The 23,300-nt window shown below is 56.0% G+C and carries 25 protein-coding genes, 2 tRNA genes and 1 pseudogene; 17 read left to right on the top strand and 11 right to left on the bottom strand.

The window, feature by feature from the left end:
- Positions 1-80: 80 nt before the first annotated feature.
- Entirely contained in the window at positions 81-1,055 is a 975-nt protein-coding gene (locus ACYAC5_RS07235; protein WP_462062677.1) for a metal-dependent hydrolase, read from the bottom strand.
- A gap of 23 nt (positions 1,056-1,078) precedes the next feature.
- On the bottom strand, positions 1,079-1,714 hold the full coding sequence (gene rutR, locus ACYAC5_RS07230) for an HTH-type transcriptional regulator RutR (RefSeq protein WP_110865882.1): 636 nt from the start codon (positions 1,712-1,714) through the stop codon (positions 1,079-1,081).
- Positions 1,715-2,021: 307 nt separating this feature from the next.
- Here rutR and rutA point away from each other — a divergent pair, with 307 nt between their 5' ends.
- The 6 genes and pseudogenes from rutA to rutG all read left to right on the top strand — a co-directional run bounded on the left by rutA (position 2,022) and on the right by rutG (position 6,971).
- Positions 2,022-3,113, top strand: a complete 1,092-nt coding sequence (rutA, locus tag ACYAC5_RS07225) for a pyrimidine utilization protein A (protein WP_462062675.1) — start codon at positions 2,022-2,024, stop codon at positions 3,111-3,113.
- Positions 3,113-3,823 carry a pyrimidine utilization protein B gene (gene rutB, locus ACYAC5_RS07220; RefSeq protein ID WP_110865881.1) on the top strand — a complete coding sequence of 237 codons (711 nt, stop codon included), beginning with the start codon at positions 3,113-3,115 and terminating at the stop codon, positions 3,821-3,823. The genes rutA and rutB overlap by 1 nt, the downstream gene beginning before the upstream one ends.
- A gap of 42 nt (positions 3,824-3,865) precedes the next feature.
- The gene (gene rutC, locus ACYAC5_RS07215) at positions 3,866-4,261 is read left to right on the top strand and encodes a pyrimidine utilization protein C (RefSeq protein ID WP_110865880.1); all 396 of its coding nucleotides are present in this window, start codon (positions 3,866-3,868) and stop codon (positions 4,259-4,261) included.
- The gene (rutD, locus tag ACYAC5_RS07210; RefSeq protein ID WP_462062674.1) at positions 4,261-5,064 is read left to right on the top strand and encodes a pyrimidine utilization protein D; all 804 of its coding nucleotides are present in this window, start codon (positions 4,261-4,263) and stop codon (positions 5,062-5,064) included. Before rutC ends, rutD begins: the two co-directional genes overlap by 1 nt.
- Before the next feature lie 15 nt (positions 5,065-5,079).
- Complete coding sequence (gene rutF, locus ACYAC5_RS07205; RefSeq protein WP_110865878.1) at positions 5,080-5,601, top strand: NADH-dependent FMN reductase RutF; 522 nt, start codon at positions 5,080-5,082, stop codon at positions 5,599-5,601.
- 45 nt (positions 5,602-5,646) lie between these two features.
- Positions 5,647-6,971: pseudogene (gene rutG / locus ACYAC5_RS07200) on the top strand (pyrimidine utilization transport protein G).
- Here rutG and ACYAC5_RS07195 read toward each other — a convergent pair.
- A complete protein-coding gene (locus ACYAC5_RS07195) occupies positions 6,968-7,882 on the bottom strand; it encodes a DMT family transporter (protein ID WP_217547026.1) in 915 nt (304 codons plus the stop codon). The pseudogene rutG and the gene ACYAC5_RS07195 overlap by 4 nt on opposite strands.
- Positions 7,883-7,991: 109 nt before the next feature.
- Positions 7,992-8,156, bottom strand: a complete 165-nt coding sequence (locus ACYAC5_RS07190; protein WP_061717065.1) for a con-10 family general stress protein — start codon at positions 8,154-8,156, stop codon at positions 7,992-7,994.
- Positions 8,157-8,453: 297 nt separating this feature from the next.
- Here ACYAC5_RS07190 and wrbA point away from each other — a divergent pair, with 297 nt between their 5' ends.
- The 3 genes from wrbA to ACYAC5_RS07175 are packed head-to-tail and all read left to right on the top strand — an operon-like array spanning position 8,454 to position 10,735.
- Positions 8,454-9,053 (top strand): NAD(P)H:quinone oxidoreductase, encoded by a 600-nt coding sequence (wrbA, locus tag ACYAC5_RS07185; protein WP_101760909.1) that lies wholly within the window; start codon positions 8,454-8,456, stop codon positions 9,051-9,053.
- 21 nt (positions 9,054-9,074) lie between these two features.
- Positions 9,075-9,305 (top strand): YccJ family protein, encoded by a 231-nt coding sequence (locus ACYAC5_RS07180; RefSeq protein ID WP_007887329.1) that lies wholly within the window; start codon positions 9,075-9,077, stop codon positions 9,303-9,305.
- A 56-nt stretch (positions 9,306-9,361) separates the two neighbouring features.
- A complete protein-coding gene (locus ACYAC5_RS07175; protein WP_462062671.1) occupies positions 9,362-10,735 on the top strand; it encodes an NAD-dependent succinate-semialdehyde dehydrogenase in 1,374 nt (457 codons plus the stop codon).
- A gap of 48 nt (positions 10,736-10,783) precedes the next feature.
- Here ACYAC5_RS07175 and agp read toward each other — a convergent pair whose 3' ends face one another.
- The 3 genes from agp to ACYAC5_RS07160 form a co-directional block, all read right to left on the bottom strand.
- Positions 10,784-12,400 (bottom strand): bifunctional glucose-1-phosphatase/inositol phosphatase, encoded by a 1,617-nt coding sequence (agp, locus tag ACYAC5_RS07170; protein ID WP_462062670.1) that lies wholly within the window; start codon positions 12,398-12,400, stop codon positions 10,784-10,786.
- A 257-nt stretch (positions 12,401-12,657) separates the two neighbouring features.
- Positions 12,658-12,745, bottom strand: a tRNA-Ser gene (locus tag ACYAC5_RS07165).
- A gap of 36 nt (positions 12,746-12,781) precedes the next feature.
- A tRNA-Ser gene (locus ACYAC5_RS07160) sits at positions 12,782-12,869 on the bottom strand.
- Positions 12,870-13,091: 222 nt separating this feature from the next.
- Between ACYAC5_RS07160 and yccA the strand changes: the two genes are divergently transcribed.
- Together yccA and tusE are read left to right on the top strand one after the other, a co-directional pair.
- Positions 13,092-13,745 (top strand): FtsH protease modulator YccA, encoded by a 654-nt coding sequence (yccA, locus tag ACYAC5_RS07155; protein ID WP_007887332.1) that lies wholly within the window; start codon positions 13,092-13,094, stop codon positions 13,743-13,745.
- A gap of 98 nt (positions 13,746-13,843) precedes the next feature.
- Positions 13,844-14,170 (top strand): sulfurtransferase TusE, encoded by a 327-nt coding sequence (gene tusE, locus ACYAC5_RS07150; RefSeq protein WP_101761038.1) that lies wholly within the window; start codon positions 13,844-13,846, stop codon positions 14,168-14,170.
- Here tusE and yccX read toward each other — a convergent pair whose 3' ends face one another.
- Positions 14,171-14,449: an acylphosphatase gene (gene yccX, locus ACYAC5_RS07145; RefSeq protein ID WP_192413821.1), complete on the bottom strand. Its 279-nt coding sequence runs from the start codon at positions 14,447-14,449 to the stop codon at positions 14,171-14,173.
- Positions 14,450-14,534: 85 nt separating this feature from the next.
- Between yccX and rlmI the strand changes: the two genes are divergently transcribed.
- On the top strand, positions 14,535-15,725 hold the full coding sequence (rlmI, locus tag ACYAC5_RS07140) for a 23S rRNA (cytosine(1962)-C(5))-methyltransferase RlmI (RefSeq protein ID WP_192413823.1): 1,191 nt from the start codon (positions 14,535-14,537) through the stop codon (positions 15,723-15,725).
- 59 nt (positions 15,726-15,784) lie between these two features.
- On the top strand, positions 15,785-16,102 hold the full coding sequence (gene hspQ / locus ACYAC5_RS07135; protein ID WP_008101422.1) for a heat shock protein HspQ: 318 nt from the start codon (positions 15,785-15,787) through the stop codon (positions 16,100-16,102).
- Between the two features lie 31 nt (positions 16,103-16,133).
- Here hspQ and ACYAC5_RS07130 read toward each other — a convergent pair whose 3' ends face one another.
- Complete coding sequence (locus tag ACYAC5_RS07130; protein WP_101760915.1) at positions 16,134-16,547, bottom strand: CoA-binding protein; 414 nt, start codon at positions 16,545-16,547, stop codon at positions 16,134-16,136.
- 177 nt (positions 16,548-16,724) lie between these two features.
- On the opposite strand from ACYAC5_RS07130, the gene ACYAC5_RS07125 reads away from it, so the two are divergent.
- Together ACYAC5_RS07125 and ACYAC5_RS07120 are read left to right on the top strand one after the other, a co-directional pair.
- Positions 16,725-17,351, top strand: a complete 627-nt coding sequence (locus tag ACYAC5_RS07125) for a YccT family protein (protein ID WP_192234368.1) — start codon at positions 16,725-16,727, stop codon at positions 17,349-17,351.
- A gap of 68 nt (positions 17,352-17,419) precedes the next feature.
- The gene (locus tag ACYAC5_RS07120; RefSeq protein WP_101760917.1) at positions 17,420-17,881 is read left to right on the top strand and encodes a methylglyoxal synthase; all 462 of its coding nucleotides are present in this window, start codon (positions 17,420-17,422) and stop codon (positions 17,879-17,881) included.
- A gap of 3 nt (positions 17,882-17,884) precedes the next feature.
- Here the strand turns inward: ACYAC5_RS07120 and helD are convergent, their stop codons facing one another.
- The gene (gene helD / locus ACYAC5_RS07115) at positions 17,885-19,939 is read right to left on the bottom strand and encodes a DNA helicase IV (RefSeq protein WP_462062666.1); all 2,055 of its coding nucleotides are present in this window, start codon (positions 19,937-19,939) and stop codon (positions 17,885-17,887) included.
- A 123-nt stretch (positions 19,940-20,062) separates the two neighbouring features.
- On the opposite strand from helD, the gene ACYAC5_RS07110 reads away from it, so the two are divergent.
- On the top strand, positions 20,063-20,506 hold the full coding sequence (locus ACYAC5_RS07110; RefSeq protein WP_008101434.1) for a YccF domain-containing protein: 444 nt from the start codon (positions 20,063-20,065) through the stop codon (positions 20,504-20,506).
- A 9-nt stretch (positions 20,507-20,515) separates the two neighbouring features.
- The gene (gene yccS, locus ACYAC5_RS07105; RefSeq protein ID WP_462062665.1) at positions 20,516-22,654 is read left to right on the top strand and encodes a YccS family putative transporter; all 2,139 of its coding nucleotides are present in this window, start codon (positions 20,516-20,518) and stop codon (positions 22,652-22,654) included.
- Here yccS and ACYAC5_RS07100 read toward each other — a convergent pair.
- Complete coding sequence (locus tag ACYAC5_RS07100) at positions 22,651-23,280, bottom strand: TfoX/Sxy family DNA transformation protein (RefSeq protein ID WP_101760920.1); 630 nt, start codon at positions 23,278-23,280, stop codon at positions 22,651-22,653. The genes yccS and ACYAC5_RS07100 overlap by 4 nt on opposite strands.
- Positions 23,281-23,300 lie beyond the last annotated feature (20 nt).

Raw genomic sequence — 23,300 nt, 5'->3', positions numbered from 1 at the left:
CTGCCTTTTGAAAGAAAGTGCAGCCTTTTTCTTTTTTGACAGAAAGCGCACCTCATCAGCAAACGCGCTTCACCACGAAGTCACAATCTCTCCCGCAGCTTACGCCACGCCTCACCCAATGCAGGACGCACCGAAGGTTCACGCTGCGGTGCTAGCTCCGGCGACTGCGGCGATCCCAGATTGAAGGTAAAGGTGTAATCCGGCTCTTCCCCCATCCGCAAATCGCTGATCAACGTGCGATCGCCCTCCTGCTTCATTGCGTAAAACCCATGACTAAACCACGCTACACGCTCGGCGTGCCATTGCCCTTTGAACGGCGCAAACAGCGCGGGTTGACGATCGTACCAGCTTATCTGCAGCGAACGCCCCGGTGACAACAGCGACCAATAGGCTTCGCCGTAACGCTCTGGCGTCATAATCACCGTGCGCCATACCAGCGTATTAAACGCGGTCGGCGTCACCAGTAGTTGCTCCGGCTGCACTGATTGCTGCGCCAGCGCTTGCTCAATGTGTTGCGTCGCCATGCTCTGTGCCACCATGCTCCAGCCGAGATAAAGCGTACTCACCAATAATCCCGCCTGATTCCAGCGCAAGCCCACAGCATCGCGTCGCCACAGGGCGACGAGCAGCGCAATCAGCAACGGCAAGGTATACAACGGATCGATGATGTACATGCTGCCAATGGCATAAGGGAAATCGGTGAGCGGCAGGCCCAGCTGCGTACCGTAAACGGTGGTGAGATCCAGCAGCGGATGCGTCACCAGCGCCAGCCACATCGCCAGCGTCCAGCCGCGCCAGTGCGCGCGACTGCGTGTCGCACCGGCCACCAGCCAGCCGAGCAGCGGTGCAATTAAGGTGAGGATTATCAGCGCATGACTTTCGGTACGATGCAGCGTCATATTGCGGATGGCATCGCCGTGATCGATAAACACGTCGAGATCCGGCAAGGTGCCCGCCACCGCGCCCACCAGCGCCGCTTGCCACAGCGGGACGCGCTTGCCCATCACCGCAACGGTGACCGCCGCGCCTAACGTCAGTTGTGATAACGAATCCATGCACTCTCCTTGAAAACGCGGGATCAGCGCACGCGGATCCCTTCAATTATCATGCGCTGCACGTTTTCCAGCGTCTGTTCAAAAAACGCCGCATCGTTCAACGTCTGGCCGGTAATCGCTTCCACCTGTGAGGCGAAATCCGCATAGTGCTGCGTAGTCGCCCATAGCAGGAAAAACAGGTGCTGCGGCTGCACACCCGCCAACCGACCTTCGGCGATCCACTGTTCGATAATCGCCGCTTTCTCATCCACCAGCGCTTTTAAATCACCGGCCAGTTCACCTTTCAGCAGCGGCGCGCCCTGCAACATCTCAAGGCAGAACAACCGTGAAGCTTGCGGATGATCGCGCGAGACTTCCAGCTTAAGGCGAATGTATTGACGTATCGCGGTCAGCGGATCGTGATCGTGCTGCAGCGCGCGCAGCGGCGCCAGCCACACATCAAGAATCTCTTTTAAAACCGCCACATACAGCACTTCTTTCGACGGATAGTAATACAGCAAATTGGTTTTGGAGACGTCGGCGCGCTCCGCCACTTTATCCAGGCTGGTGCCGTGAATACCGTATTGCGAGAAGAAGGTTAACGCCGCTTCCAGAATGGCTGCCCGCTTTGCGGCGACCGCTCGCGAACGGCGTCCCGGTTTTTTTTCATCGCTTTTCACACTGTTACCTCTTCCGTCCTGCATCAACGCATCATAACAAAGGCCTTCTTTCCTGCCTAATCGCCCGCCTGCACCTTTTTTGACCACGCGGCGCATGAAAAACGTGCAGAACGTTTTGACCAAACGGTCTGAAATGGACCAATTACTCCAGTTTAGAACAGGCGATACTTTTAACGCATTGTTATTTATCTCTTTTAAAAATGTGGCACAGCCTTTGCAATTTTGTGATGGAGCGCCGCCCGCAGGATGCGTGTAGGAAGCAGCGCAGCGCGTGAAGCAGTCCCCGTCTAATGCAGAGAGGTTTCACATGAAAATTGGCGTCTTTATCCCGATTGGTAATAACGGCTGGCTGATCTCCACCCATGCGCCGCAGTACAAACCGACTTTTGAACTGAACAAAGAGATTGTGCTGAAAGCAGAGCATTATCATTTCGACTTTGCCCTTTCGATGATCAAACTGCGCGGCTTTGGCGGCAAAACCGAGTTTTGGGATCACAACCTCGAATCCTTCACGCTGATGGCGGGACTCGCGGCGGTGACCTCACGCATCGAAATCTACGCCACCGCCGCCACGCTAACCTTGCCGCCCGCGATTGTGGCGCGTATGGCCTCCACCATTGATTCCATCTCGAATGGCCGCTTCGGCGTCAACCTCGTTACCGGCTGGCAGAAACCCGAGTACGAGCAGATGGGCTTGTGGCCGGGCGATGCTTACTTCTCCAGCCGCTACCAATATCTGACCGAATACGTCACCGTGCTGCGCGATTTGTGGGGCACCGGCCGGAGCGACTTCAAGGGCGAGTTCTTTACCATGAACGATTGCCGCGTCAGCCCGCAGCCGCAGAAACCGATGAAAGTGATTTGCGCCGGTCAGAGCGATGCGGGCATGGCGTTCTCGGCGCAGCACGCCGATTACAACTTCTGCTTTGGCAAAGGCGTCAACACGCCAACTGCCTTCGCGCCAACTGCCGCGCGTATGAAGCAAGCTGCCGATAAAGCGGGGCGCGACGTCGGTTCCTATGTGCTGTTTATGATCATCGCCGCCGAGAGCGACGAAGCCGCACGCGCCAAATGGGAACACTACAAAGCCGGCGCCGATAAAGAGGCGCTCGCCTGGCTCACCACGCAAAGTCAGCAGGACACCAAATCTGGCAGCGACACCAACGTGCGCCAGATGGCCGATCCAACCTCCGCTGTCAACATCAACATGGGCACGCTGGTGGGTTCTTATGCCAATGTGGCACGAATGTTGGATGAGGTTGCTTTAGTCGATGGCACGCAAGGCGTGTTGCTCACCTTTGATGACTTCCTGCAAGGCATCGAAGATTTCGGTGAACGTATCCAGCCCTTAATGCAGTGTCGCCACGATTTAATCGCATCCCAGCAGGAGGTTGCCTGATGAGTACCGTTGTTTGCGCCCATACCTCAAGTTTACCGAACGTCACCTTGCCGGCGCGCCCGGAAGCCATCGCGCTGCCGCCCGCGCAAAGTGCGCTGATTGTGGTGGATATGCAGAACGCCTACGCCACGCAAGGCGGCTATCTCGATCTGGCGGGCTTTGATGTCTCCGCTACCAAGCCGGTGATTGCCAAAATCCATCAGGCGGTCACCGCAGCGCGGGCCGCCGGGATGCAGATCATCTGGTTTCAGAACGGTTGGGACGACCAATACGTTGAAGCCGGTGATGCCGGATCCCCCAACTTCCACAAATCTAATGCGCTGAAAACCATGCGCAAGCGCCCGGAACTGCAAGGCACGCTGCTGTCAAAAGGCGGCTGGGATTATGCACTGGTCGATGAACTGGTGCCGCAGGCCGGCGATATCGTATTGCCGAAACCGCGCTACAGCGGCTTCTTCAATACCTCGCTCGACAGCATGCTGCGCAGCCGTGGCATCCGCCATCTGGTGTTTACCGGCATCGCCACCAACGTCTGCGTGGAATCGACGCTGCGTGACGGCTTCTTCCTGGAATATTTCGGCGTGGTGCTGGAAGACGCGACCTATCAGGCGGGCCCGGCGTTTGCCCAGCAGGCGGCCATTTTCAATATCGAAACGTTTTTTGGCTGGGTCAGCGATACCGACACTTTCTGCGAAACGCTGAAAAGCTAACGCCTCGATTCACCTGCAAACCGATAAGAAGAGGATTTCGCCATGCCTAAAAGTGTGATTATTCCGCCCGGCACCGGTACGCCCATTGCGCCATTCGTGCCCGGCACCTTAGCTGACGGCGTTGTCTACGTCTCCGGCACCTTGCCGTTCGATGCCAACAACAACGTGGTGCACGTCGGTGATGCCGCCGCGCAAACGCGTCACGTGCTGGAGACCATTAAAAAGGTGATCGAAACTGCCGGCGGCACCATGGACGACGTGACCTTCAACTCGATTTTTCTCACCGACTGGAGCAACTACGCAGCGATTAATCAGATCTACGCCGAATACTTCCCCGGTGATAAACCGGCGCGCTTCTGCATTCAGTGCGGCTTAGTGAAACCGGATGCGCTGATCGAAATCGCCACCGTTGCGCATATCGGCAAACAGGAGGCCTGATGCATCTGGAGATCCAGGGTTCAACCGCTGAAGATGCGCCGACGCTGGTGCTCGCTTCCGGTTTAGGCGGCGTCGCCGGTTTCTGGCAACCGCAGCTGGCGGCGCTGACGCCGCATTATCGCGTGGTGACGTACGATCAGCGCGGTACCGGCCGCAGCGCAGATACGCTGCCGGACGGCTACAGCATGACGATGATGGCGGCGGAACTGGCAGAAACGCTGGAACAGCACGGCATTCAACATTACGACATTATCGGCCATGCGCTGGGCGGCTTAATCGGCCTGCAGCTGGCGCTAGACTTCCCGCAGCGCGTGGGCCGCGTGGTGGTGATCAACGGCTGGCTTTCGCTGGATGCGCACACGCAGCGCTGCTTCCAGGTGCGTCAGGATCTGCTGATGAACGTCGGCGTCGAAGCCTTTGTGCGTGCGCAGCCGCTGTTCCTCTATCCCGCGGAATGGCTGGCGCGCAATCAGGAGCACATTAACGCTGAAGATGCGCACCATGTCGCCCATTTCCAGGGCATGGAAAACCTGCTGCGTCGCTTGCATGCATTGAAAAGCGCGGATTTCCGCGCACATGTGGCGCGCATCTCCCAGCCAGTGTTAGCGATTTGCAGCCAGGACGATCTGCTGGTGCCGTGGAGCTGCTCACCGCAGCTGGCGCAGGCGTTGCCCAACGGCAGCCTGATTGAGATGGCCTGGGGCGGACACGCGATGAGCGTCACCGATGCCGACAACTTTAATGCGCTGCTGCTGCGCTGGCTGGCCGATACGGCTGCGCCTGCCCAGCGAGCGGCCAGCTAATCACAGGAGCCGCCAATGAGCGTGCATGAACTGCCAATTTTACCCGGTGTAGAACGCGATGCATTTCGTAACGCGATGGCGTGCTTAGGCGCGGCGGTGAATATCATCACCACCGACGGTCCCGCTGGACGCGCCGGATTTACCGCCTCGGCGGTGTGCAGCGTTACTGATACGCCGCCCACGCTGCTGGTTTGTCTTAATCGCTCAGCGTCGGTGTGGCCGATTTTTCGCGACAACGGTTATCTGTGCGTTAACACCCTGGCCGCCGGGCATGAAGATCTCTCGACGCTATTTGGCGGCAAAACGCCGATGGCGGAACGCTTTGCCGCCGCTGACTGGCACACGCTGGCCAGCGGTTCACCGCTATTAGACGGCGCGCTGGTGTCGTTTGACTGCAAAGTGGCACAAGTGGTCAGCGTGGGCACGCACGACATTCTGTTTTGCGAAGTGCAGGCGCTGGTACGCAATGATGAAACGCACGGTCTGGCATGGTTTGACCGTGGCTATCATCACCTTTTACGGCAGGACGCCCGCTAACGCCGCCTTGTGCGGCCCGCTTTCACTGACACCCTGGAGATGACGATGGCGAGTTCCTGGTTCCCCCGCTGGCAGAAAAGTCAGCCATGACCGATGATGGGCTGATTGCGCCGGACGAAACGCTGCCGTTTGCGCAGACGGTCGTGCTAGGCCTGCAGCATGCTGTGGCAATGTTTGGCGCAACGGTGCTGATGCCGTTGCTGATGGGACTGGACCCCAATCTGGCGATTCTGGTTTCGGGCATCGGTACGCTGCTGTTCTTCCTGGTCACCGGCGGGCGCGTACCCAGTTATCTCGGATCCAGCGCGGCGTTTGTCGGCGTAATCATCGCGGTAACCGGCTTTAACGGTCAGGGACTCAACCCCAACCTGGCGCTGGCGCTGGGCGGCGTGATTGCCTGCGGCGCGCTCTATACGCTGATTGGCCTGATCGTGATGAAGGTCGGCACCGGCTGGATCGAGCGTCTGATGCCGCCGGTGGTCACGGGCGCGGTGGTGATGGCGATTGGTCTGAACCTGGCGCCAATTGCGGTGCATGGTGTGTCCGGCTCGATGTTTGACAGCTGGATGGCAGTGATGACGGTGCTGTGCATTGGTCTGGTGGCGGTATTCACGCGCGGGATGATCCAGCGCCTGCTGATTCTGGTCGGCCTGATTGTCGCGTGGGCCATCTATGCACTGCTAACCAACGTGATGGGCTTCGGCAAACCGGTGGATTTCAGCGGCCTTGCCAACGCACCGTGGTTTGGCCTGCCGCACACCACCGCACCGATCTTTGATATGCAGGCCATCGTGATGATCGCGCCTGTGGCGATCATTCTGGTAGCGGAAAACCTCGGGCACATTAAAGCCGTGGCGGGCATGACCGGGCGCAATCTCGATCCCTGGATGGGCCGCGCCTTTGTCGGTGACGGTCTGGCAACCATGCTGTCGGGCTCAATCGGCGGCAGCGGTGTCACCACCTACGCGGAAAATATCGGTGTGATGGCGGTGACCAAAGTCTATTCAACTCTGGCCTTTGTGGCCGCCGCGGCGATCGCTTTGGTGCTTGGCTTCTCACCGAAATTTGGCGCGCTAATCCACACCATTCCCGGTCCGGTGATTGGTGGCGCATCGATTGTAGTATTTGGTTTGATTGCGGTGGCAGGCGCACGCATTTGGGTGCAGAACCATGTGGATTTTAATCAGAATGGCAATTTGATCATGGTGGCGACCACGCTGGTGCTGGGCGCCGGTGATTTTGCGCTGAAGATTGGCAGCTTCACCCTTGGCGGCATCGGCACCGCCACCTTTGGTGCCATCATCCTGAACGCGATTTTACAACGTCGCGGCGCCGCGCTGGCGAACGAGGCGGCACGGCAACATCCTTAAGGCTCGAGCGGTGCCTGATCGGGCACCGCTTTCTTGCGGCGTATACGCAGTTCGCTGACGATCACCCCACAAACAATCAGTGCCGCGCCCAGCAGCGCAGCAGCAGGTAGACGCTCGCCCGCCAAACGCCCTACCACGCCCGCCCACACCGGTTCACCGGCGTAAATCACCGTGGCACGCGTCGGTGAAACGCTGCGTTGCGCCCAGTTCATCGTCACCTGAATTAAGGCGCTGGCCGCGCCCAGACCCAACGCGCTCAGCAGCAACGGCGTTGACATGGCAGGAACCAATTCGCCATTCGGGATCATCAGAACAAAGGCGCAGGCTGATGCCACCATCAGCTGAATCAGCGTGACGCGGCGCACATCGACCTGTCCGGCATAACGGCTGATCAGGATGATCTCCGCCGCGATTGCCAGCGTGCTCAGTAAGGTGGCGATTTCACCGGCATTCAGCGTCAAACTGCCATCCTGCGGACCCGCCACCAGCACTAAACCGGTAAACGCCAGCAAAATGCCCAGCCACGCCATCAATCCCGGCGGACGGCGCAGGAATAACCATTGCAGCAGCGGCACCACCGGCACGTAGAGCGCGGTGATAAACGCCGACTGACTGCTGGAAATGGTTTGCATGCCCCAGGTTTGCAGACCGTAGCCGCCGGCAATCGACAGGCCAATCAGCGCGCCGGCTTTGATTTCCAGCCAGGTAACTTGCTTGAGATAACGACGGAAGAAAAAGGCCAGCAGCAGCGATGCCGTAGCAAAACGTAATCCCACAAAAAAGAACGGACCGGAATGGGCCATCGCCCGGTGTACCACCAAAAAAGTGCCACCCCAAACCATGGTAATAAATATGAGCACCAACTCCTGACGCGAAATACGCAGGCTGAGACGAGAAGAAGAAGCGGACATAACGCACCAGAATAATCAGTTGGCGGTCAGTTTGCTCAGAGAGCGGGGAAATTGCAATGCCTGTCACCGCCGGGCGAACCCGGCGGCCGGGGATTAACGGTCAGTCGCGCTATTTCTTGCCGCGGCTGCGTCCCCCTTTTTCACCGGCTACAGACGCGCGCTGTGGGTCGTTTCTAAAATTACCCCCGCTGTTTTTGCCGCCTTTGCGACCCGCTTCTGCGGCCCTTTCACGGTCCTCTGCGAAATTGCCTGATCCTCCACGATGTTCGGCCATCATTTCCTCCACGGATTGAGCATCCAGATTAGGGGCTTGTCACGATGCTGCCGTGAAAAGCCTGGCGGCGGATATTCCGCACACCTGATTAAATAATAGACAACGCAGCGGTGAGATCGGCCTGATATTCACAATTTGAAACAGATAATTCACTCATTTCACTGCGAAAAAGCAAATTTACCGCCGCGTTACAAGCAGTTAGCCGACACTTATTGGCACCTGCTTAACCTCTGTACAGCAGCCTGCGCAGGCTCTTCTATACTTTTGGTTACTCACCACCCTCGCAGGATGAAAACCATGGCAAAGATTTTGGTGCTCTATTATTCGATGTACGGACATATTGAAACCATGGCGCAAGCCGTGGCCGACGGTGCAAAGAGCGTGAGCGGCGCGGAAGTTACAATATTGCGCGTGCCGGAAAGCATGGATGCCGAGCGTTTCGCCCAGGTTGGCGGCAAAGTGGATCAGGCTGCGCCTGAAGCGAAACCGGAAGATTTGCCGCAGTATGATGCCATCATCGTTGGCACACCCACACGCTTCGGCAACATGGCGGGGCAGATGCGTAACTTCTGGGATCGCACCGGCGGCCTGTGGGCTTCGGGCGCGCTGTACGGCAAAATCGCCAGCGTCTTTGCCTCCACCGGCACCGGCGGCGGCCAGGAGCAGACCATCACTTCCGTCTGGACCACCCTCGCCCATCACGGCATGGTGATTGTTCCCATCGGTTATGGCACTAAAGAACTCTTCGACATCTCCCACGTACGCGGCGGAACGCCCTACGGCGCCACCACGCTGGCGGGCGGAGATGGATCACGTCAACCTTCGGCGGAAGAACTGGATATTGCCCGTTTTCAGGGCCAACACGTCGCCGGACTGGCGGTAAAGCTACAGGGATAAAATCCACAACAGGAGACCTTCATGACAACAGAACAGTCGAAAGAGCATCACGTAGGCGAATGGGCATCACTGCGCCACACTTCACGCGAAATCGCTGAAGCCATTTTTGAGGTAGCCAACTACGACGAACGTTTAGCCGAGCAGATCTGGAGCCAGCAAGGCAGCGATGAAGTGCTGATTCGCGCCTTTAAAAAGACCGACCAGGATGTTCTGACCTGGGACGATAAAACGGTCGAGCGCAAAAACGTTTGAATTGCAGGCGGGCATTGTCCCGCCTTTGTTACCTTTACATCACCAAGGAGCCTTGTATGTCAGCCTATCAAAGTATCAATCCAGCCAATAACCAACTGCTAAAAGCGTGGAACGAGCACGATGATGCTTATGCACAACAGGCGCTGGAAACCGCAGATGCGCTTTATCATTCCGCGTGGAGTAAAGGCGATATTCAACCGCGTCTGCAGGTGCTGCACCGTTTAGCCGATTTGATTGACCAACGGGCCGAAGAGCTGGCGACTATTGCCAGTAAAGAGATGGGCAAACTGATTGGCCAGAGCCGTGGTGAAGTGAAAATCTGTTCGCAGATCGCCCGCTACTACGCTGAACATGCTGCGACATTTTTACAGCCGCAACCCTACGCCAGCGATGTGGGCGATGCCTGGCTTGAGTACCATCCGATTGGCGTGATCGTCGCGGTTGAGCCGTGGAACTTCCCTTACTATCAGCTGATGCGCGTGCTGGCGCCAAACCTGGCGCTCGGCAATCCGGTGCTGGCGAAACACGCCAACATCGTGCCGCACTGCGCCGATGTGTTTGAAAAGCTGGTAGAAGAAGCCGGTGCGCCAAAAGGCGCATGGACCAACCTGTTTATCTCCACCGATCAAGTCGCGGATTTGATTGCCGATCCGCGCGTGCAAGGCGTGGCGCTGACGGGTTCCGAACGCGCCGGTAGTGCCGTGGCGGAACAGGCCGGTAAACACTTGAAGAAATCGACGCTGGAGCTGGGCGGTAACGATGTGTTTGTGGTGCTGGACGATGCCGATATCGATGAAGCGGTACGTCAGGGTGCGCAAGCTCGCCTCAGTAACTGCGGCCAGGTCTGTACCGCCGCCAAGCGCTTTATTTTGCATGAGAAAATTGCCGATACGTTTATGGCCAAATTTAGCGCGGCTATGCAATCGGCCACGCCGGGCGATCCGCTTGATGAGAAAACCACGCTTGGTCCGCTCTCTTCAAAAGATGCGCGCGATCGTTTAGTGAAGCAGGTTGAGGAAGCGGTGCAAAATGGCGCGCGCGTGGAGTTTGGTGGACGCGCCATTGATGGCGTCGGCTGCTATTACCAGCCAACGGTGCTCACTGGTCTGACGCCAGACAATCCTGCTTACTATCAGGAGTTCTTTGGCCCAGTAGCACAGGTGTATGTGGTGGCGGACGATCGTGCCGCTGTGGCACTGGCGAATGATTCAAATTACGGCCTGGGCGGTTCAGTCTGGACCAAAGACATTCCGCGCGGCCGTAAGATGGCGTCGCAGATTGAAACCGGCATGGTGTTTATCAATTCGCAGAGCGATACCTCTGCAGAGCTGCCGTTTGGTGGCGTGAAACGTTCCGGATACGGACGTGAGTTATCGGATCTGGGGATTAAAGAGTTTGCCAACCAAAAATTAGTGGTCGTCGCCGGTTAACTGGCACAAAAAACCCCGCCGCGGCGGGGTTTTCTTTGAGCAGCAAACTCAGTTACTGGTCGCTGCTTTGGCTGGCTCTTCTGATTTGGCCGGCGTTGCATCGGCTTGCGCTTTCTGTGCCGCTGCCGCATCAGCCTTGGCTTTGTCATCCGCTGCTTTCTGGGCAGTGGCTTTCTCCGCTTTGGCTTTCTCGTCTGCCGCTTTCTGCGCGGCCGCTTTATCCGCCTTCACTTTCTCTTCAGCCGCTTTCGCGTCTGCAGCCTTCTGTGCTGCGGCTTTATCCGCTGCTGCTTTGTCTGCGGCTGCTTTATCCGCAGCAGCCTGATCGGCTTTCTGCTTAGCGTCATCTGCGGCTGGTGCTGCGGCCGCAGGTGCTGGCTGTTCTGCCGCAGCCGGTGCTGCAGCAGGCTGCAGTGGCGTTCCTTGCAGAGCGCCATTCAATGCGCCGATGAATTGATCCCAGCTGCAGTAGCCGTTGGCATCCGTTTCACAGCCCGCCAGTTGCAGCGTGACGCGCTTCGGTGGATTTTTCAGGCTCAGCACATCGGCATCGCGCAGTTGATCGGCCGTTTGATAGACGTACTCAATTTTCAGCAGATCTTTGTTGTTCTTCACATCGTGCCAGCGTTCGAATACTACCTGGCCGCCAATCGGTGTTTTCTCGTCGTTGCCCGGCAGTTCATAAGGCTTAACCTGCAGTGCGCTGAGTAAGGAGGCGATGTTGGAATCATGACCAACCATCAGCGTCACTTTTGGCGCGTTGGCTTTATCCTGATCGACTAACTGGCTGCGGATGTAATCCACCAGCGGTGCGGCCACTTCGCGCGCCACTTCAGGAGAGGCGAACAGCGCATCCTGATAACCGTTTTTGATCGACGCCAGCTCTTTCCACTGTTCAGGCGTTTTGATCTGGCCCCAGGCAACCTGATCGGCCGGGAAACCTTCGTAATATTGCAGCGTAAACGCATCCACCAGCGAGTTGCCGATTTTCAGCGGACCGCTTACGTTCGGCTCTTTACCGTTATCCGCGCTGAAAGTGTTATCGCCGCTGCTCAAATCACACTGCTTTTTGCCGTTACAGGCCGGGGCAGATTTGTAATCGACGATTTTTTCCAGATGCTGGAAGGCAGGCTTCAGTGCCAGCTTTTCATTGGCGGCGGTCATAGCAGCCAAGGCTTTCTTGTTGAATTCATCGCTGCCGTCGGTGACGACCGGATTGAAGATCGGATCCATGGTGCCCATCGCATCCTGATGCGTGACCGCGATATCACAGCCAGGGAAGGCGCCAGTGATAAAGTACTGCGCGGTCGCCACGGTGCGCTGCAGGCTGTTGGCGTAGACAAAGATGTTGCTGCTGTCCGGGCAAGTCCCGTTCTGGACTAAGCCCTGCTGTGCCAGCCACTGACGGGTATAATTCCCCATGTAGACTTCCAGCACGCCACCTTTGGTGGTGAGCTCACCGCCCGCGACATCCCACTGCGGCCAGCTCTTCCTGGTGGATTGTTCCAGTACGCTGCCATTGTTGGCGAGCGGCGCACGCAGGTTATGACGGCTTAACATCAGCACCTGCTGGAGTTGCATATCTCCATCCGCAGCATAGGCGGACATGCCCATCGGGAGCGCAGCGATGACTGACAACGCGCAAAGACTCAGTTTCTTGATCATTGTGCCTATTCCATAATTCATCAGTGAAACACTCTGGCTTTCAAACGATTAGCCCGCCAAAGAGCGAATTACCGCACAGTGTAACTCAGCTTGCATCGGAAAATCGCCAGATGTTTGCAAAAAACCGTGCATGGAATATAGCAGTTAACGCGCGTGGCGTCGGGGAACGGCAGCAGATGGAAAAGCAACGCGATGTTTTTCGGAATTTATGAACGCAGAAAAGCAAAAAGCCCGCATTTCTGCGGGCTTCTTTAATATGGCGGAGGAACAGAGATTCGAACTCTGGGATGGTTTCCCATCGACGGTTTTCAAGACCGTTGCCTTAAGCCACTCGGCCATCCCTCCGGGGATTTTTTTGTTGCGTCACTCTGCAAGAGTGAATGGCGGAGGAGGAGAGATTCGAACTCTCGGATGGTTTCCCATCGACGGTTTTCAAGACCGTTGCCTTAAGCCACTCGGCCACCCCTCCGCAATGAGGCGCACTATAAACATCCCCCATAACGATGTAAAGCCTGCAATGAATCGTTCGGCTGAAAAACAGCCAAATTCTATTTTTTCGGCGTCAATTTCGCCATTCTGCTCAGCGAAACAGCAATTTATCGCGTAAAGATGGGTAAAACGCCTTTTCTGTCTTTCAGGCGCTGCGTATCCTCGAGCCATATTTGGTGTTTCTCTCTTTAAGGAGCGCATGATGGAAAGAATTTTTAGCTCGTCGCAGCAATCGTTAGTCAGCACCCACAAGGTGCTGCGCAATACTTATCTGTTACTCGGCTTTACGCTGGCCTTCTCGGCCGTCACAGCCACACTCAGCACCGTGTTTGCCTTGCCTTCACCGGGCCTGATTCTGATGCTGGTCGGCTTTTATGGCTTGATGTTCCTGACGCATAAACTGGCTAACAGCCCGGCAGGTATTCTGGCGGCCTTCGCTTTCACCGGCTTCCTCGGTTACTGCCTTGGTCCAATCCTGAGCTCGTTCCTCACTGCAGGCATGGGTGATGTGATCGCTATGGCGCTGGGCGGCACCGCGCTGGTGTTCTTCGGTTGCTCGGCCTACGTATTGACCACGCGCCGCGATATGTCATTCCTGAGTGGCATGATGATGGCCGGCTTTGTCGTGCTGCTGGTGGCGGTGGTTGCTAATATCTTCCTGCAACTGCCTGCGCTGCATCTGGCGATTAGCGCCCTGTTCATCCTTTTCTCTGCCGGTGCCATCCTGTGGGAAACCAGCAACATTATTCACGGTGGTGAAACCAACTACATTCGCGCTACCGTAAGCCTGTACGTTTCGCTGTATAACATTTTTGTTAGCCTGTTAAGCCTGCTGGGCTTCGCTAACCGCGATTAAGCTGCTGCAATAGTTATTACACCCCGCTTCGGCGGGGTTTTTGCTTTTTATGGCCGGGCGAATTTACAATGTGTCGATTAACGCCATGAGGAATGACTGTGAATTTTGCTGGTAAAGAGATTGCCACCGATGCGGAAGGCTATCTGAAAAATAGCGCGGACTGGAGCGAGCCGCTGGCTGCTGCCATCGCGGAGCAAGAAGCGATCGTGATGAGTGACGCGCACTGGGAAGTGGTGCACTTTGTGCGCAACTTTTACCAGGAATTTAATACCTCGCCGGCGGTGCGCATGCTGGTGAAAGCCATGGCGCAAAAGTATGGCGAGGAGAAAGGCAACAGCCGCTATCTGTTCCGTCTGTTCCCGGAAGGCCCGGCAAAGCAGGCGACCAAAATTGCCGGATTGCCAAAACCGGCGAAATGCTTGTAATCAGCCGGTGGTGAATCGGGTCGGCATTTCCCTGGGCTGATGCGGCTCCACCAGCACTTTATCCACCCGCGCGCTGCGCGGCCCACCCGCTTTGAGCCAACTGATCAATGCATCGACCTGCTGCGCCTCACCGGACGCCAGCACTTCAACGCTGCCGTCCGCCAGATTGTGCGCATAACCGTTAAGATTCAATTCTCTGGCCTGCGCTTGGGTGTGGTAGCGAAACCCCACGCCCTGCACGATGCCGTGCACCCAAATTTTACAGCATGCGGTAGCCATTGCGTTCTCCCATCACCTTGCGTTGCAATTTGCCGCCATCCGCCGGAAAATGGCGCCTCATTTTTTCAGGTAAGCATAGCAAACTATGACCGTTCGATTGATTCTCACAAAGGGACGTGAAAAATCCCTGCTCCGCCGCCATCCGTGGGTGTTCTCTGGTGCCGTTGCACGTATGGAAGGTAAAGCCCAGTCTGGTGAAACCATTGATATCTGTGACAGCAATGGCAAATGGCTGGCTCGCGCCGCGTATTCTCCGCAATCACAAATTCGCGCACGCGTCTGGAGTTGGCAACAGGATGAGTCAATCGACATCACCTTCTTCGTGCGCCGCTTTAAGCAAGCCCAGCTGTGGCGTGACTGGCTGGCGAAACGTGATGGGCTGGACAGCTATCGTCTGATTGCCGGTGAGTCTGATGGCATGCCGGGCGTAACCATCGATCGCTTCGGCAACTTCCTGGTGATGCAGCTGTTATCTGCGGGTGCTGAGTATCAGCGTCCGGCCATCGTCTCCGCCTTACAGCAGTGTTTCCCGGATTGCGCTATTTACGATCGCTCAGACGTGGCGGTGCGTAAAAAAGAGGGACTGGAGCTGGCGCAAGGGCCGGTTTCGGGTGAACTGCCGCCACCGCTGCTGCCGATTACTGAACACGGCATGAAGCTGCTGGTGGATATTCAGGGCGGTCATAAAACCGGCTATTACCTTGATCAGCGTGACAGCCGTTTTGCCACGCGTGGCTACTCAGATAATGCACGCGTGCTGAACTGCTTCTCTTACACCGGTGGTTTTGCGGTTTCTGCCTTGATGGGCGGCTGTTGTGAAGTGATTAGCGTTGATACTTCGCAAGACGCACTCGACGTGGCGAAACAGAACGTTGAACTCAATGGTCTGGATGTGTCGCGTGCCCAGTTTGTGCGTGACGATGTGTTCAAACTGCTGCGTCGTTATCGCGACAGCGGCGAAAAGTTCGACCTGATCGTCATGGATCCACCGAAATTCGTTGAAAATAAAAATCAGTTGATGGGCGCGTGTCGCGGCTATAAAGATATCAATATGCTGGCCATTCAGCTGTTGAATCCCGGTGGCGTATTGCTGACCTTCTCCTGTTCTGGCCTGATGCCAACCGATTTGTTCCAGAAAATCATCGCTGATGCCGCCGTTGATGCCGGTCGTGATGTACAATTTATAGAGCAGTTCCGTCAGGCAGCCGACCATCCAGTGATCGCCAGCTATCCTGAAGGGCTTTATCTGAAAGGTTTTGCCTGCCGCGTGCTGTGACTTGAAAACGCTGTCCCTGCCTCCATATTGGTTACAGGGCAGTCTTTTGGGAGGTCACAATGATTACGACTAAATTTGGAATTGGACAGCAGGTCCGACATCGTCTCTCCGGGGTGCTCGGCGTTATCGTGGATGTCGATCCGGAGTTTTCGCTTGATGAGCCAGAAGTTGATGATGTCGCTGCCAGCGAAACGCTGCGCGCCGCGCCCTGGTATCATGTGGTGATGGAAGATGAAGAAGGCGATCAGGTGCATACCTATGTCGCTGAAGTTCAGCTGGCGGGGGAAACCTCCTTCGAACATCCCGAACAACCTTCAATGGATGAGCTGGCCGCGTCAATTCGGCAACAGCTGCAGGCACCCAGCCTGAGACATTAATCAAACGGCGACTCAGGTCGCCGTTTCTGTTTTAGTGCCTAATCCCCAGCCGAGGAATTTCAATTTTTGGACAGCGATCCATTATTACGGTCATACCCGCGTCTTGCGCCAGCACCGCCGCCTGCTCATTAATCACGCCCAGCTGTAACCACAGCGTATCCGCTCCAATGGCGATCGCTTCCTGCGCTACGCCCCATGCCGCTTCGGCATTGCGAAACACATCTACCATATCCACTTTTCCGGGTACATCCGCCAGCGTGGCATAGGCGGTTTGACCAAGAAGTTGCTGTCCCGCCAATTTAGGACTCACCGGAATCACCTCGTATCCCTGATCAAGTAAATATTTCATCACGCCATAGCTCGGGCGATCGGGGCGGTCGCTGGCGCCCACTAACGCGATACGTTTGGTTTTAGTCAGCACATCGCGAATCGTTTGATCATTCATCTTTTTTCTCCTGGTTCATTCGCTTAAGTGTAGATGGCATTGCGCATCAGGCTGCAACTGTTGGTCACCAGAACTTTGCGCAGCAGCACGAATAAATATGTAAAAATGTAAATTTACTGCCATAATGTAATACTTTGCTACACATAATCGATTTACCCCCTTCTGCCGGGAGTTGAAATGAAGCTGTCTTTAACTGCTACGGGTTTACTGCTGTTGCTCGTATCAGCCTCATGCCAGGCCATCACTCTCAAGCTCGATCCCGAGATCGAACTGCTGGTGCTGGACGGGCGTAAAATTTCTGGTTCGCTGTTGAAAGGCGCAGGCAGCCTTGAGCTGGATCGTGGGCAGCATCAGTTTCTGTTTCGTGTGGAAAAACCGGGCACTGACGCCGCGCACTTTCAATCCGTGCCGATGATTGTCACTTTCAGCGCCAATGCCCATTCGGTGGCAATTCGCTTGCCTGCGCTCACTAATCGTCGTGAACGTACCACCTTCGACAAAACCCTCAACTTTCAACTGATTGATGAACGCGGCATAGAAATCACCAGCCTGCGCGACCATTTGCCGAAGCCAGGTGATAACGATTTCGAAAAGGCGATGGTGAATTATAATCGTGATGCCCACGCCGCTTCGGTTCCGCGTTTTGCCTTACATTCGCTGAGCGCCAGCGAGGCGCAGTTGAATCTGGATTACGCCTGGCAAGACGTTAGCGATCTTCCCTCTTTGCATGGCTGGTTCAAGCGTTTTGATGCCGCCACACGTCTGCGTTTTATTAGCTGGATGAAAACCTTACGCGCAAGTTGATAGTGATGAAACGCCAGGGGTAAACTCCTGCATTAACACATAATGCATGAGAAGAAACAGGAAGCCCTATGGAGCAGACCGTTCGTACCCTTCAGGTTCAGAAACATATCGCCCTCGTTGCACACGATCACTGTAAAGCCTCGCTGCTGGAGTGGGTGCAAACCAACCAAAGCACGCTGCAACAGCATGTGTTGTACGCTACCGGCACCACCGGCAATCTGATTAATCGTCATACCGGATTGGATGTTAACGCCATGCTAAGCGGCCCGATGGGCGGCGATCAGCAAGTGGGTGCGTTGATTTCGGAAGGTAAAATTGATGTGCTGATTTTCTTCTGGGATCCGCTGAATGCGGTGCCGCACGATCCAGATGTCAAAGCGCTGCTGCGCCTCGCCACGGTGTGGAATATCCCGGTGGCCAATAACCGCACCACCGCAGATTTTATTATCCAGTCACCGAAGTTTGCCCAACAGATTGAGATTCAGATTCCAGACTATCAGCGTTATCTCGCCGAACGCCTGAAACCCTAATCATCAGGCCTTACGGCTTTGTGGCACACCTAATTCGCGCAGGTGCTCGACAAATACCGAAGGCCGATCTTTATCGAACATCAGCCACACCTGCTGGCGCGCACGCGTCATCGCCACATACGCCAGCCGTCGCTCCTCCGCATCCGGGAAATCTTCCGGCTGCGGCAGCAAACCCTCTTCCATGATGGATTCCCGCGCTTGTGCCGGGAAACCGTCGCGTCCCTGATGCAGCCCCAATACAATAACAAAATCCGCCTGTTGTCCTTTGCTGGCATGGATCGTCATGAAATCCAGCTTTAACTTTGGCCAGCGCGTTTTAGCTTTATCGAGGATTGCCGGCCGCAAATGGTGGTAACGCGCTAGCAGCAGTACGCGCTCTTCGGGTTTGGCATAACCGCTCAGTTTATCGAACAGCGCTTCCAGTTGATCCTGCGGCAGCAAAGTCACCGATTTTTTATTACCTTTGCACAAGCTGTTCAACGGCTTGCGCAGCTGATGCGGGTTCTGTTGTACAAAGCGATTGGCTATCTCACCAATACGATCGTTAAAGCGATAGGTGGTATCCAGCACGCAGCGATCGCCATCGCCGAAATAGTGATGGAACGCGGTGGTCAAACTCATTTCGGCACCGCTAAAGCGATAGATTGCCTGCCAGTCATCGCCCACCGCGTACAGGCTGGTTCGCTTGTTTTGCTGACGCAGCGCCGTCAGCAGTGCGGCTCGCTGCGGTGAGATGTCCTGAAACTCATCGACCAGAATATGCTTCCACGGGCTGATAAAACGCCCTTTCTCCAGAATGGCAATCGCCTGATGAATCAGCCCGGAGAAATCGACCGCGCCCTCCTCTTTCAGCGCGCTTTTCCATGCCTTTAACAGTGGCGCCATCAGTTTGACACGCTTGCTGAAATTATCGCGCTGCGCTTCTGCCACATCCGCGATCATTGCCGCCTGCGCGCCGCCGTGCATGCGCATCAAGCCCAGCCAGCGCTCCATGCGCGATGCGATGCGCTGCGCCAGTTTGTCATCTTGCCAAAAGGGACCTTCGGGAATCTCCCACTCCAGCTCATCCTGCAACCACTGACGCCAGCCGCTGGCCTGCGCTTTTTTGCTGTTGCACTGCTCGCGCCAGGTCTCTATCAGCAACTGTCGCCGCGCCTTGCTGTCGCTTTCCAGCTTGCTAATCACCGGTTGTTTGTTACTGCCTTCGCGGATGATATGCAGCGCCAACGCATGGAAGGTACGCGCCTGAATCGCGCTTTCACCAAGGCGCGTTTGAATACGGTCATTCATCTCTTCTGCCGCCTGACGACCAAACGCCAGCAACAGAATTTGATCCGCTTGCGCCAGCTTGCGTTTCAGTAGCCAACCCGCGCGCGCCACCAGCACCGAGGTTTTGCCACTGCCCGCCCCCGCCAGCACCAGCAGCGCGTCTTCGCCATTCACTACAGCTTCGCATTGCGATGGATTGAGCGGCGTAGTTTCAACGGTGGAGAAGAATTCGTGATAGTCGCTGAGGATCTTGCTGGTCCATTGGCGATTGCGTTGGCGGATCGCCGCTTCACCTTGCTCCAGCCATTGCTGGCAGAATTCCCAGCGCTCACGACAGTTGTCAAACTCGGCAATGCGCGCGAGAGGCAACGGCAAGGCAGAAAACTGGCGCGTAATGCTCTCTTTTACCGCACTCAGCTCACTGCGTTTCAACCAGCGATCCTGCTGGGTGAAGGCGAGGATTTCCTGCTCCAGCGCGACCAACACCTCCGCGCTCACCTCGCTCATCTCCTTACTCCACTGCTGCCAGGCGTGCTGCAAGTAGTGGAAAAAGCGCTGCGTTTCCTGCCATTCGGTACCATGCAGGCGCACCACTTTCTCATCTGGCAGCAGAAACTCCAGTTCGCCCCACACCATGCCGCGTTTACAGGCAATGTTGAGCAACTGGTTAAACGGAATCAGATATTCATGGCGATCGCCACTGACTTCCACGCCGGCGGCCAGCAAGCGCACCCGATTATAGGGATGCTGTGCCAGACGTTTACCCATTGATGTTGCTTTCAGTTCCATGTCCGCACCGTCATGTGGAATTCGATATCGCGCAGTTTACCTGTCAGACTCTTGGCGCTCCAGCCTTAAAACAGGCTAAACTTGGCGCCACATATTGCGGATTGCAAAAGGAAAAACACGTTTATGCGTACCGTACTTAACATTCTTAATTTCATTCTCGGCGGCTTTTTCACCACCCTCAGCTGGCTGTTTGCCACCCTGGTGAGCATCGTGCTGATTTTTACGCTGCCGTTGACGCGCTCCTGCTGGGAAATTACCAAACTGTCTCTGCTTCCCTTTGGCAACGAAGCGGTGCATGTCGATGTGCTGCGTCCCGACAGTAAAAGCCATGTGATGAATACCGGCGGCACCTTCCTTAACATTTTCTGGCTGATACTGTTTGGCTGGTGGTTGTGTCTGGCGCATATCTCGGCCGGTATCGTGCAGTGTCTGACCATCATCGGCATTCCTGTTGGCATCGCCAACTTCAAAATTGCCGCGATTGCGCTGTGGCCGGTCGGCCGTCGCGTGGTCTCCGTTGAAGAAGCGCAGGCCGCGCGTGAAGCCAATGCGCGTCGCCGCTACTGAGGCCGTTCAATGATTCATGACGCCTTGCCAGGCTGGCGACGTTATCTGTTTAACAGCAGCCTGCGCTATTTGCTGCGCATCTTCTTTGCTTTGACCGGATGCGCGGCGGTGCCGTGGTGGCTGCACCAAATCGAGTGGACCATTCCGCTGACGCTGGGTGTAGTCGCCGCGGCGCTGGCGGATCTCGACGATCGCTGGATTGGGCGCGTGCGCAACCTGTTGATCACGCTGGTCTGTTTCTGTATTGCTTCGGTATCGGTGGAACTGCTGTTCCCCCATCCGTGGGCGTTTGCTCTGGGTCTGGCGCTTTCCAGCTGGGGCTTTATTTTGCTCGGTGCGCTGGGACAGCGTTATGCCACCATCGCCTTTGGTGCGCTGCTGATTGCGGTTTATACCATGCTGGGCATCGGCTTGTTCCCGCAGTGGTGGATGCAGCCAGCGCTGCTGTTGATCGGTGCCCTTTGGTACAACTTGCTGACCTTTGTTGGTCATTTGATGTTTCCGGTGCGCCCGGTGCAGGAACAGCTGGCAGGCAGTTTTTCCCAGCTGGCGCGCTATCTTGAAGCCAAAGCAAACCTGTTTGATCCTGACGGCGGCGATCAGGATGACGCTACGCTGGTTGCCACGGCGATGGTCAACAGCCAGTTGGTGGCCCAGCTCAATCTCACTAAAAGCACCATTCAAAGTCGTTTGCGTGGCGACCGCGGTTCACGCAGCACGCGTCGCAGCCTGCACTACTATTTTGTCGCGCAGGATATCCATGAACGCGCCAGCTCCTCGCATCTGCAATATCATTTGCTGCGTGATAACTGGCGTTACAACGAAGTGCTGTTCCGTTTCCAGCGCCTGATGAACATGCAAGCGCGCGCGTGTCGGCAACTGGCGGAGACCATTTTGCTGCGTCAGCCGTGGCATCACGACAGCCATTTTGAACGCACCTTTGAACGGCTGGAAACCGCGCTGCAACGCCTTCAGCAGAACGAGCCGCAGGATCCACACATTCACGCACTGTTCTGGCTGCTGCGTAATCTGCGTGCCATTGATGCGCAACTGGCATCGATTGAGTCAGAGCAGATGCTGGCCGAACCGTCCCCGCAGAGCGATCACCATCTGTCACGGGAAGGGCTCAGCGGCTGGGCGGATATCCGCTTACGCCTGAGTCGCCATCTCAGCCCACAATCGGCCCTGTTCCGCCATGCAGTGCGTATGTCGCTAGTGCTGTGTGTTGGCTACGCCTTTATTCAAATCACCGGCGTCGATCGCGGTTACTGGATCTTGCTGACCAGCCTGTTCGTCTGCCAGCCCAATTACAACGCCACCCGACGACGCCTCGCCTTGCGTATTGGCGGTACCTTAGCCGGCATCGCCATCGGCCTGCCGGTCTTGTGGCTGGTGCCCTCGATTGAAGGTCAGCTGGTGCTGATCGTGCTGAGCGGCGTGCTGTTCTTCGCATTCCGCCAGGTTCAATATGCGCAAGCCACGTTGTTTATCACCTTGCTGGTTCTGCTGTGCTTCAATTTGCTCGGCGAAGGCTTTGAAGTGGCGCTACCGCGCGTGGTGGATACCTTGCTTGGCTGTGGCCTGGCATGGCTAGCCGTGGCATTTGTCTGGCCCGACTGGCGTTTTCGCAAAATCACCGCCGTTGCCGATCGAACATTGGAAGCCAACTGCCGCTATCTGGATGCGATTATGGAGCAATACCATCAAGGCAAGGACAATCGTCTGGCTTATCGCGTGGCACGTCGCGATGCGCATAACGCCGATGCTGAGCTAGCGTCAGTGGTGTCAAACATCAGTGGTGAACTTAAGCTACAACAACCGCTACGTGAGAATGCGTTTCGACTGCTGTGTCTGAACCACTCCTTCCTCAGCTATATCTCGGCGCTTGGAGCGCATCGCGAACAGCTGGCAGATAGTACCTTGCTGACCTTACTGGATGACGCGGTCTGCTTCATAGAAGATGTGCTGCAGATTGATCGGGTTACGGATGCGCAAGCCACAGAGATGCAGCAGGCGCTAATGCAGCGCATGGGCGAGATGAAAAACAGCCCGGATACACGCGCACCATTAGTGATTCAGCAATTAGGATTGTTGGTCGCGCTGCTGCCCGAAATTGCCCGTCTACGCCGCACCCTCGTCAACGATTAAGGCTGCTGATGCTCCGCCGCCGCATGCTGGCGGAGCATTTTTAGATACCAGGCGTAGAGCTCTTGCCTGATGGCGCTGGGTAACGCCGCCTCATGATGTCCTGATATTGCACCTTCCAGCGCCAACAGCGTTTTTAACCCAATGTGCTTATTGACCGCGCGTAGTTTCAGCCAGCTTTGTCGCGATCCTGTTTCACACAGCAACCGCACCGAACTGATCCCCACCTTATGCAGCATCAGCTCCAGTCGCAGGCTTAAATTCGGCAGATCTTTCAATCGCAGCGAGACAAGTCTGGTAGCCGCTTCCTCCTGTGCGGCGCGCAATGAGCTAGCCGATAACTGCAATAATTGTTCGGGGTTTTGCCATAACTGTGTATCTACTTTGAAGTAGCTTAAGGTCACCGGCACGCCACGCTTGCGGTAAATCAGCGGTTCGAGTGAACGCTGTGCGTTATAGACGTGAAGCGCCTCGCTGGCTCGGAGATAAAGCGCATCTTCATTGATATAAGCAAAAATCACCTTCTCAATAGTTAGCGCATACCCCCCAAATTGCGTACGTGATTCAATTTTACCTAATGCCGCCAACTGCGCTTTCGATTGCTCAACTACCGGGTTATATCTCTTCATAACGCCCCCTCCAATGGATT

This window comes from Pantoea sp. y20, assembly GCF_054903455.1.
This window is presented reverse-complemented; position numbering and strand designations above follow the sequence as displayed.